8 protein-coding genes are annotated in these 10,572 nt (G+C 71.8%); 6 read left to right on the top strand and 2 right to left on the bottom strand.

Going from position 1 to position 10,572, the window contains the following annotated elements; genetic code table 11:
* Positions 1-183: 183 nt before the first annotated feature.
* Entirely contained in the window at positions 184-879 is a 696-nt protein-coding gene (locus QH270_RS20815) for an adenylosuccinate synthetase (RefSeq protein ID WP_432420393.1), read from the top strand.
* A gap of 123 nt (positions 880-1,002) precedes the next feature.
* Positions 1,003-1,638: an NUDIX hydrolase gene (locus tag QH270_RS20810; RefSeq protein WP_280345084.1), complete on the top strand. Its 636-nt coding sequence runs from the start codon at positions 1,003-1,005 to the stop codon at positions 1,636-1,638.
* Here the strand turns inward: QH270_RS20810 and QH270_RS20805 are convergent.
* Positions 1,622-2,158 carry a sugar O-acetyltransferase gene (locus QH270_RS20805; protein ID WP_280345081.1) on the bottom strand — a complete coding sequence of 179 codons (537 nt, stop codon included), beginning with the start codon at positions 2,156-2,158 and terminating at the stop codon, positions 1,622-1,624. The two genes, QH270_RS20810 and QH270_RS20805, sit on opposite strands and share 17 nt — an antisense overlap.
* Between QH270_RS20805 and QH270_RS20800 the strand changes: the two genes are divergently transcribed.
* The gene (locus tag QH270_RS20800) at positions 2,151-3,080 is read left to right on the top strand and encodes a LysR family transcriptional regulator (protein ID WP_280345080.1); all 930 of its coding nucleotides are present in this window, start codon (positions 2,151-2,153) and stop codon (positions 3,078-3,080) included. The genes QH270_RS20805 and QH270_RS20800 overlap by 8 nt on opposite strands.
* Here QH270_RS20800 and QH270_RS20795 read toward each other — a convergent pair.
* Positions 3,027-3,842, bottom strand: a complete 816-nt coding sequence (locus QH270_RS20795) for a metallophosphoesterase family protein (protein ID WP_280345077.1) — start codon at positions 3,840-3,842, stop codon at positions 3,027-3,029. The genes QH270_RS20800 and QH270_RS20795 overlap by 54 nt on opposite strands.
* Positions 3,843-4,015: 173 nt before the next feature.
* On the opposite strand from QH270_RS20795, the gene QH270_RS20790 reads away from it, so the two are divergent.
* The 3 genes from QH270_RS20790 to QH270_RS20780 all read left to right on the top strand — a co-directional run bounded on the left by QH270_RS20790 (position 4,016) and on the right by QH270_RS20780 (position 10,395).
* On the top strand, positions 4,016-5,692 hold the full coding sequence (locus QH270_RS20790; RefSeq protein ID WP_280345075.1) for a fatty acyl-AMP ligase: 1,677 nt from the start codon (positions 4,016-4,018) through the stop codon (positions 5,690-5,692).
* A gap of 27 nt (positions 5,693-5,719) precedes the next feature.
* On the top strand, positions 5,720-5,986 hold the full coding sequence (locus tag QH270_RS20785; RefSeq protein WP_280345071.1) for an acyl carrier protein: 267 nt from the start codon (positions 5,720-5,722) through the stop codon (positions 5,984-5,986).
* Between the two features lie 71 nt (positions 5,987-6,057).
* Complete coding sequence (locus tag QH270_RS20780) at positions 6,058-10,395, top strand: type I polyketide synthase (RefSeq protein ID WP_280345068.1); 4,338 nt, start codon at positions 6,058-6,060, stop codon at positions 10,393-10,395.
* Positions 10,396-10,572 lie beyond the last annotated feature (177 nt).

Below are 10,572 nucleotides of genomic sequence, written 5' to 3'. Positions count from 1 at the left end.
GTGTCCGGGGGGGGCGCCAGCGGTTAACCCGCTGGTAACGCCTGTCAACCCGGGCCCCGGCCGGCCGCCTCCTGTCCACCCCGCGCCGTAGTCCGGGCCTGGCCCCCCGGGCGGCCCGCGCTGTACGACGAGCTGATCGGTCCCAGCGCGCACGGCTACGAGTCGATCGACGCGCTGGTGGCGATGTACCGGGACTTCGCCGCCGCGGTGCGCGTCACCGACGGCACAGCGCTCGCGCGGGCGGCGTCCCAGGGCAGGCTCGTCTTCGAGGGCGCGCAGGGAGTTCTGCTCGACGAATGGCGCGGACTGCACCCGCACACCACCTGGTCGACAGTGGAGCCGCGCAACGCCCGCGCCATGATCGCCGGAATCGGCGGCACCGCAAGGGTTCTGGGCGTCACCCGCACCTACATGACCCGGCACGGCGCCGGCCCGCTGCCGACCGAAGCGCCGCTGGGCCACCCGGAGCCGCACAACGACACGGGGCACTATCAAGGTGTCTTCCGACAGGGGCACCTCGATCCGATCCTGCTGAGATATGCCGTCGAGGTGTGCGGCGGGATCGACGGATTGGTGGTCAACCATCTCGACGCGGCCGGAACCGGCTGCGCCGCAGTGGCGTACGAGACCGACGCGGGAGCCGTCACCGAGCTCGTGCCCGGCCCGTGGCGTGATCTCGACCACCAGCGACGGCTCACCGAGCGGCTGTTCGTGGCGACGCCGATCCTCGAACCTGTCGTCGGCGACCCGGCGTGGTGGCTCGGCCGCCGTCTCGGCGTACCGGTGGTACTCACCGGCCACGGCCCGGATCGGCGCGACCGAGTCCTGCGCCGATCACCCGTCGGTGTCGCCGCCGCGGTCGCGGCGGCGCGCGGGTGATCCGGTGACCGCGGGGCCCGGCCGGGCAGCGGGATGCGGGGGTCGCGGCACGCCGCTTCGGTGCACCTGCCGTCGGCACCGTAGGTTCCCATCGGGGCCGCGCGTCCGGCAGGATGACACGACGTGGAGCAATCCGTCGTATCGATCGATGTCGTGACGCTGCGGTGCTGGGATGCCGACAGCGCCGTGCGGATCGGGATCGCCGCCCGCGAGTTCGAGCCGTTCACCGGGGAACTCGCCTTGCCCGGCGTCCTGCTCGGCCGGGGCGAACGACTGGCCGACGCCGCCCGGCGGGCCGTACACACCAAGCTCGGCGTGCCGCTCGAGGCCATCGGTGCGGTCGGTCAGCTCGTCACCTTCGATGAGCCGCATCGTGATCCGCGCGGGCCGACCCTGTCCATCGCCATGTGGGCCGTGGTCGCCGAACACGAGGGCCCGGCCGACTGGGTCGAATTCGATGCGGTACCCCCGTTGGCCTTCGACCACAACCGCATCGTCGACACCAGTCGCGGCCTGCTCGCCGCGCTGCTCTGGAAGGACCAGACCCTCACGCGCGCACTGGCCGGCGCGGAGTTCCCCGCGACCCGTGCGGTCGAGCTGAGTACCTCGCTGTTCGGCACCCGCCCCGACCCGGCCAACCTCAACCGCACGCTGGCCGCGATCCCGGGACTGGAGCGCACCGGCGAACGACGACGGGTGAAGGCGACCGGCAGGCCCGCGGTCGTGTGGGCTTTCGAAGACGTCAGTCGATGCTCTTGACCACGCGGGCGGGCACGCCTGCGACGAGCGTGTGTGCGGGCACGTCGCGGGTCACGACCGCGCCGGCCGCGACGACAGAGCCCGCGCCGATGGTCACGCCCTGGGTGACCACGGCGGCCGCTCCGATCCAGACGTCGTCCTCGATCACGATCGGGGCACTGATGACATAGTCGTAGCGGTCGGCCAGCGGCAGCGGGTGCCCGCCGGTGATGAGGCTGACCCGCGGAGCGATCATGACGTTGTCACCGACGGTGATGCCGCCGTGGTCCATGAAGGTGCAGCCCTGGTTGACGAAGACGTTCTTCCCGAACGTCGTGGCGAGGCCGTACTCGGTGAAGAAGGGCGGGTAGATCGTCACCGACTCCGGCAACGGCTTCCCGAAGACAACCGAAAGTAGTGTCGCGCGGTCGTCGATGTTGCTGAACGGCAGCACGTTCAGTCGTGAGGTCGCGTCGGTGACCTGTGCGATCCGCTCTGAACACAACTGTTGGTTGTGGCCGTAGGGTCGCGGCGTGGACATCGAAGCGCTACGGACATTCGTGGCCGTCGCCGAGGCCGGGCAGTTCCAGGCCGCGGCCGACGAGCTCGGGATCAGTCAGCAGGCGGTCTCCAAGCGGATCGTCGGTCTCGAGCAGAAGCTCGGCGTCCGGCTCCTGGTACGCACCTCCCGCGGATCGCGGCTGAGCCTCGACGGGCAGGTCTTCCTGCCGCACGCCGAGAAGGTTCTGACGGTGCTCGCGCAGGCGGAGCGCGCGGTGCGCCCGGGCAGCCGGCCCCTGCGCGTGGACGTCCTCAACCGGCGAATCGCCCCTGCCCAGGCCGTTTACCGCTTCTACCGCTCGCGTCCGGGCATGGCCCTGGACGCGGTCGCACTCGGCGAGGAGAACGCCGCCCAGGCGACCCGGGCCGTGCTCGAAGGAAGCCTCGACGCCTCGTTCCGTGCGTTGCCGGCAGACCAGGTCCCCGCGGGGATCCGCGCCGAACGACTCCTGGACGTTCCGTTGCAACTCCTGGTCGGCCCCGCCCACCCGTTGGCCGGGAAGGACCAGGTCCGGCCCGCCGACCTGGTCGGCCACCGCATCTGGATTCCCGGCATCAGGGCGGGAACGGAATGGGAGCGGTTCTACCGGTCGCTCTCGGAGGATTTCGGGCTGAGCGTCGACGCGCTCGGCCCCGATTTCGGGGACGAAGCCCTCATGGACGCACTGGCGAGCTCGGCCGCGCTCGCGACCCTCGTCGGCGCCGACGACCGGTACCTGTGGCCTGACAGCTACGACCTACGGCGCATCCCCCTGCGCGACCCGACACCGATCTACCCGCACGTTCTGCTCTCGCGAGCCGAGCATCAGGATCCGGTGCTGACCGATCTGCGTGAGTTCCTGCGAGCGTCACAACCGGAACTCGACGTCGAGGTGTGGGTCCCCGACTGGGTGACCTCCTGATCGATCGCTCGATTCAGCAGACAGGCCTGGTTCGGCGGGGACGTCGTAGACCGCGTAGGTCCGGCGCAGCACCGGGTAGGAGACGTTGCGGACGGGGACGCCGCCCGGTGTTCGTCCGCACTCGCTGCCCGCGTGCGCGTGGCCGTGCAGGGCGAGGGTGGCGCGGCCCGCGTCGATCGCCTCGCCCAGGGCATGGCAGCCCAGTCCGGGATAGATGCGCACCGGCTCGCCCGCGAGGGTGTCGACGACCGGCGCGAAATGGGTCAGGGCGATCCGGGTGGCGCAGTCGAGGCTGTCGAGGGCCCGCCGTAGGCGCTCCGCGTCGACCGGGCCGCGGCGCATCCGGGCCCGATGTTCGGCCGACCCCCGGTCCGGATCGCCGGGATGATCGGGGAACCCGCCGGAGCCGCCCATCACCCCGGCGATCCCGATCCGGTGCCCGCGGATCGTCAGCGTCGTCGAATCGCCGTCGAGGACAACGACTCCGGTGTCGGTGAGCCGTCGCGTGATGTCCGCGCCGCGGTCCTCGTCGTGGTCGTGGTTGCCGAGCACGGCGATCACCGGGACCGGCAGGTCGGCGAGTTCGGCGCAGAGCAACTCGGTATTCGCCGCGGTGCCGCCCTCGGTGAGATCACCGCCGAGGAGCAACAGATCGGCGTGGCGATCGAGGTCGAGGAAGCCGGGCCGGAACTTGCCGGCGACGGCGGGTCGCAGGTGCAGATCGGCGGTGGCGGCGAGACGGATCGCGGCGGTGGTCCCCACCCGCCAAGGAGGCCACAGCGGGCCCCGGCTGTCAACGCGATTCCCGCTCCACCCAGGGGGTATGACGACCCACCCTGAGGGTTCGGCAACCCGGCCCTGAGGGCACTTCCGGGGTACCGCGTTGGGGCGCAGAGTAGTAACCAGCCCCGAAGATCCCGCCGCGGAAGGACGCCATGCAGGCCAGCTACGTACACCACGTCCGGCAGCAGTTCGAGCGCTACGGGGACGACCGCCGCTATGTCTACCTGCGGGAATCCGGCCGCGAGCTGGTCGAGGACAGCGTCACCTACCGCGCGCTCGACCGCGACGCCCGCGCGTTCGCCCAGTGGTTGTCCCAGCGTCCCGAGGCCGCGCGACCGGTCGTGCTGCTCTACCTCGACGGCATGGCCTTCCTGCGGGCCTTCCTCGGCTGCCTCTACGCCGGTGTCGTCGCGGTCCCCGCGCCACTGCCACACGAGGAGCGGGCCGCGCAGCGGGTGCGCGGCGTCATCGCCGACTCCGGGGCCGAACTCGTGCTGACCACCACCGACTTCGTCGCGCTCGTCGAGACGGCCACCGGCGCGACCGTGGTCGCCACCGACCGGCCGCTCGGCGACGCGGACGCCTGGCGGATTCCCGACCTCGACCCGGGCACGATCGCCTTCCTGCAGTACACCTCGGGATCCACCGGGACGCCCAAGGGCGTCGTCGTCACGCACCGCAATCTGCTGCACAACGAGGCGGCGATCGCCGCGCGGGGGATCACCGCGGACTCGACGGGCGTCAGCTGGATTCCGCAGTTCCACGACATGGGCCTGATCGGCATGCTGCTCGGCGCCGCCTACGCGGGCGCGAACCTGGTGTTCATGGCGCCGACGACGTTCATCAAACGCCCGGTGCGCTGGTTGCAGGCCATCGACCGATACCGGGCGACCTATACCGCCGCCCCCAACTTCGCCTACGACCTGATCCTGCGCCGGGTCGGCGACGAGCAACTCGCCGAACTCGACCTGAGCAGCCTGGAAGCCGCGCTGAGCGGGGCCGAACCGGTGCGGGCCCGCACGATCGAGGCCGTTCTCGCGCGGTTCGCGCCCGCCGGGCTGCGTCCCACCGCCTTCGTGCCCGCCTACGGTCTGGCCGAGGTGACATTGCTGGCCGCCTCGACGCGGATCGGGTCGGCACCGGCGTACTACGACCGGGCGGGTGACGCGCCGCTGGTCAGCTGCGGATACGCGGCCGACGGGCTCGAGCTCCGCATCGTCGATCCCGCGACCGGCACGGAACTTCCGGACGGCGCGACCGGCGAGATCTGGGTACGCGGGGACAGCGTCGCCGCCGGATATCGGAACCGGCCCGCCGAGACCCGCGCGGTCTTCGACGCCTGGCTCGGTGCCGACGGCCCGTTCCTGCGGACCGGTGATCTCGGCCTGCTACGCGGCGGCGAGCTGTTCGTCGCGGGCCGGCTCAAGGATCTGCTGATCGTCAACGGCCGCAACATCCATCCGGCCGACGTCGAGGAACTCGTCCAGGATCTGCATCCCGCCCTCGCGGGCAACGCCGGCGCGGTGGTCTCGGTCGACGTGCTCGGCCGCGAGCGCCTGGTCGTACTGCAGGGCGTGCGCCCGGAACTGCTCGGCGACACGACCCTCGCCGAGCTGAGCGCCACGATCAAGAGCGCGGTGGCCCGCGGATTCGACGTGCCCGCGCCGAATGTCGTACTCCTCGCCGCCCGCTCGGCCCGCGCGGTGCACCGCACCACCAGCGGCAAGGTCCAGCGCGGTTCGATGCGCGCGGCGTTTCTCGCGCACCGCCTCGAACGGGTGCTGCACGAGGACCTCGAACCGGCGCTCGACCGCGCGCTGACCGTCTGATCGCCCCGAAAGATCCAGGAGCCCAGCATGTTCCGCAGCATCGCCCACCCGCCGTCGCCGATCCAGGACTGGCTCGTCGAACGCGTCGCCGACTACACCGACCGCGCCACCCACCAGGTGGATCCGTCGGTCCCGCTGGCCGAACTCGGCATGGACTCCGTCTCGGCGGTGTCGCTGTGCGGTGAGATCGAGGACCGCTGGTTCGTGGAGATCGACCCGACCCTGGTCTTCGACTATCCGACCATCGTCGCGATCGCCGGCTTCCTCGCCGACGAGTTCGCGGTCGCGGCGTGAACGGTCAGCGGCCGGAGGCGGCAGCGGAGCGTGACCACGGAGGCCGCCCGAGCACGCCGAGGGGATCCAGCGTGAGCGACATCGCGATCGTCGGGATGGATTGCCGCTTTCCCCAGGCGGCCGATCCCGCGGCGCTGTGGCAGCTGCTGCTCGACGGCCGCGACGCGATCTCGGCGGTGCCGTCGAACCGCTGGCGCGCCGAGGACTTCCACGATCCGGCCGGCGGGCCGGGGACCATCAACACCCACCGCGGCGGATTCATCGCCGACGCCGACGCCTTCGACCACGAGTTCTTCGGGATCACCCCGCACGAGGCCGAGACGATGGACCCCCAGCAGCGGTTGTTGCTGCAGGCGAGCTGGCGCGCGTTCGAGGACGCGACGCTCGATCCACGGGCCCAATCCGGTTCGCGCACCGGCGTCTACATCGGTGTCATGGCCAATGAGTGGGCCAACCTGCAGATGTCGGACTACGCGGCGATCACCCCGCAGCACGGTTCGGGCAACGGCTACTTCATGACGGCCAACCGGCTGTCGTATCAGCTGGACCTGCGCGGTCCGAGCCTGGCGGTCGACACGGCCTGCTCGTCGTCGCTGGTCGCGGTCCATCTGGCCTGTGCCGCACTGGCCGCCGGTGACTGTGATCAGGCCGTCGCCGGTGGCGTGAACCTGGTGCTCACGCCCGCGGTCGGCGTGTTCTACACCCAGGCGGGACTTTCGGCGCCCGACGCGTGCTGCAAACCCTTCAGTGCCGACGCCGACGGGATCGTGCGCGGCGAGGGCGTCGCGGTGCTCGTGCTGCGCCGCCTGGCCGACGCACGGGCCGCGGGGTTGCCGATCTACGCGGTGATCAAGGGCAGCGCCGTGAATTCCGACGGCCGCAGCAACGGCATCACCGCGCCGAGCCGATGGGCACAGCAGCAGGTGATCGCCGAAGCGTCGCGCCGAGCCGGGATCGAGGCCGGGTCGGTCGACTTCGTCGAGGCGCACGGCACCGGGACCGTCCTCGGCGACATGATCGAGGTCAAGGCACTGGGTGCGCTGCACGGGCGCGACCGCGCCCGGCCCTGCGGAATCGGTTCCATCAAAGGCAATCTCGGCCACACCGAAGGCGCGGCGGGTGTCGCCGGATTGATCAAGGTCGCGCTGAGCCTGCACCACGGCGTGGTCGCGCCGACGAGATTCGCCGACCGGGAGAACCCGCGCCTGCAGCTGGCCAGGCACGGACTGCGCCTGCTCGCCGAGCCGATGCCGCTGGCGGGACCCGCGGTGGCCGGGGTCAGCGGCTTCGGCATCGGCGGCACCAACGCGCACCTCGTGCTGGCCAGCGCACCGGCCGATGCGGCGCCGATGGCGTCGGACGAGGCCGAGGCGGCTGCGGGCGGCGGCGGGGTCCTCACGCTGTCGGCCGACAGTGCGAAAAGCCTGGAGCGCAACGCGGTTCGTTTCGCGGCGGCGTTGCGGTCGCTGCCGGCGGACCGGTTCGCGCAGGTCTGCTGGACGAGCAATCGGGTCAAGTCGACCGGCCGTCATCGGCTCGCGATCGTCGCCGCCGACCGCGACGCGGCGCTCGCCGCGCTGCGCGCCGGTGCGGAGACCGGGGTGGCGGGGCAGGTCCGGGTCGGCTGGATGTTCACCGGGCAGGGCTCACAATTCGCCGGGATGGCTCGGCGGCTCGATGCGGAGAGCGGGGCGTTCCGGCGCGCGCTGCGCACCGTCGACGCGGCGATGGCCGCTCCGCTCGGCCGTTCGGTGCGGACGCTGCTGCTCGACGACACCGCCGACCTCGACCGCACCGAACTCGCCCAGCCCGCGATCTTCGCCATGGAATTCGCACTGGCGCAGGCCCTCGCGGATGCCGGTGTGCGCCCGGCCTGGGTGCTCGGCCACAGCATCGGCGAGTTCACGGCCGCGGTGGTGGCGGGTGTGCTCGACCTCGCGGACGCCTGCCGGCTGGTCGTCGCCCGTGGCCGCGCGATGCAGCGGCTGCCCGACGGCGGTGCGATGCTGGCGGTCCGCGCAGCGCACGACTGTGTGGCCGATCTCCTCGCCGCGGAACCCGAGGTCGCCGTCGCCGCCGTGAACGGGCCCGCGGATCTGGTCCTCTCCGGTGCCACGTCCGCGATCGGCCGGATCAGGACCCAGCTCGGCGAGCGCGCGGTGATCACCAAGCCGCTGACCGTGTCCCATGCCTTCCACAGTCCGCTGATGGCACCGATGCTGGCCGAGTTCGCGGCCGTCGCCGCCGAATGCTCGTATCGCGCACCGGATCTGCCGGTCTACTCGACCGTGCGCGGACGGCTGCTCGCGGCGGACGAGCCGATGGACGCCGACTACTGGGTCGAACACGTCGGCGCCACCGTGCTTTTCGGTGACGCGCTGGCCGCGGCCGTCGCGACCGAACCGACCCACCTCGTCGAGATCGGCCCGCGCCGCATGCTCACGCCGCTGGTCGGCCCCGACCTGCGGCCGCGCTGCCTGGCACCGAGCGGAGGGCCCGGCGCGACCGGCCGCGAACTCGCCGAGACCGTCGCCGCGCTCTACCGCGACGGCCTCGACCCCGAGTGGGACCACCTCTACGAGCCCGCGCAGCGCGTCCGCCGTCGTCTGCCGGGCTACGACTTCTCGACCGAACACCGCTTCTGGATCGAACCGACCACCCTCACCCCACCCGCCACCCCTGCCGAGGACACCACCATGGACCAGATGATCGCGCTCTTCCGCGAACAGAACGCACTGCTGGCGAACCTGGCGGCGGGCGCGACCGCGACCAGCGCGCCTGGCGGCGTCGCGAGGAGCGCCCCGGGTGGCGCCGCGACCCCGGCGGAGACCGTCGCGTCGCCACGCACCACCTCCGCGATGGACGGACGCGCTGCCGCCGACATCGTGCGCGCGGAATGCGGACGGGTCAGCGGGTACGCCGTCGACCGGCTCCGCGATGCCGAAACACTCACCGGCGCCCTCGGATTCGACTCCATGATGTTGGCTGACCTGTTCGGCGGGCTGATGCGCAAGCTCCCCGGTGTGCGGATCGACCCGTCCTGGCCGAGCGCGGCGACCACGCTCGGTGACGTCGTCGCGTATGTCACCGCGCAGGTCGCCGGAGAACCCGTCGCGGCGCAGGTCGTCTCCGACACGGCGTCGATCGCCGACGGACCCGGCGTCGCCGAGCCGCGCCCCGCACTGTCCGAACCGGTCGCGCGGACCGTCACTGCCGAATACCGGATCGCCGACTTCCCCGAGGTGCGGGCGATCGAGGACCGGCTCACCGGCGCGGCCGCGCTGGGCCTGGACAATCCGTACTTCCTCGTCAACGACGGCGTCACCCGCGACACCTCGATGATCGACGGAGTCCCGGTGGTGAACTTCTCCAGCTACAACTATCTCGGCCTCTCCGGGCACCCGGCCGTCGTCGCCGCCGTGCAGGACGCCGTCGCCCGCTACGGCAGCTCCTGCTCGGCCAGCCGGGTGCTCTCCGGCGAGAAGCCGGTACACCGCGAACTCGAAGCCGAACTCGCGGGACTGCTCGGCACCGAGGACGCCATCGCGCTGGTCGGCGGTCACTCCACCAACGTCACCGTCATCGGCCACCTGGTCGGCCCCGACGACCTGGTGATCCACGACAGCCTCGCCCACGACAGCATCCTGCAGGGATGCGTGCTGTCGGGTGCGACGCGACGCCCGTTCCCGCACAACGACCACGCCGCCCTCGACCGGCTGCTCGGCGAACTCCGCCCCCGCTACCGCCGGGTCCTGATCCTCATCGAGGGCGTCTACAGCCAGGACGGCGACATCCCCGACCTGCCCGCGATCATCGAGATCAAGAAGCGGCACCGGGCGCTGCTCATGATCGACGAGGCACACAGCATCGGCGTGCTCGGCACGCACGGCGGCGGCATCGGCGAACACTTCGGGGTGGATCGCGGCGATGTCGAACTGTGGTCGGGGACGATGTCGAAGGCGCTGGCCGGCTGCGGAGGATACGTCGCGGGCAGCGCGGAGCTGATCCGCTTCCTGAAATACACCACGCCCGGGTTCGTCTACAGCGTCGGCATGACACCGATGAACGCGGCCGCCTCCGCCGCGGCGATCCGGCAGCTGCGCGCGGACCCCGCCCCGCTGGCGCGGCTGCGGCGCAACGCGCGACTGTTCCTGAGCCTGGCCCGCGCGGCCGGAATCGATACCGGTGACAGCGCCGACACCCCGATCATCCCGTGCATCGTCGGCGACTCGCTGCGCACGATGCGGTTGTCGAACACGTTGCTGCGCCGGGGCGTCAACGTCAATCCGATCATCTACCCGGCGGTGCCCGAGGACCTCGCGCGGCTGCGCTTCTTCGTCACCGCCTGTCATACCGAGGAGCAGATCCGCGCGACCGTCGCCGTCCTGGCCGAGGAACTCGCCGCGTAGCCCCGGACGAAACGCAAGGCGCCGTTGGTCTCTCGTTCAGGCGGGCGACCGGGACGCGCGGAGCCGGTGAAACGTCGATGAACACGGCCGCGGGGGGGGGGGGGGGGGGGGGGGGGGGGGGGGGGGGGGGGGGGGGGGGGGGGGGGGGGGGCGGGCGCGCGGCCGGGGGGGGGGGGG

The organism is Nocardia neocaledoniensis (genome assembly GCF_029868625.1).
Taxonomy (GTDB): Bacteria; Actinomycetota; Actinomycetes; order Mycobacteriales; family Mycobacteriaceae; genus Nocardia; species Nocardia neocaledoniensis_A.
Note: the sequence above shows the minus strand (reverse complement) of the source record. Positions and strands in the feature narration are given on the sequence as shown.

Excerpts from the sequence above, each read along its gene's own strand:
- QH270_RS20785 (WP_280345071.1), top strand. The coding sequence starts at position 5,720 with ATGTTCCGCAGCATCGCCCACCCGCCGTCGCCGATCCAGGACTGGCTC.
- QH270_RS20805 (WP_280345081.1), bottom strand. The coding sequence starts at position 2,158 with ATGTCCACGCCGCGACCCTACGGCCACAACCAACAGTTGTGTTCAGAG.
- QH270_RS20815 (WP_432420393.1), top strand. The coding sequence starts at position 184 with ATGTACCGGGACTTCGCCGCCGCGGTGCGCGTCACCGACGGCACAGCG.
- QH270_RS20790 (WP_280345075.1), top strand. The coding sequence starts at position 4,016 with ATGCAGGCCAGCTACGTACACCACGTCCGGCAGCAGTTCGAGCGCTAC.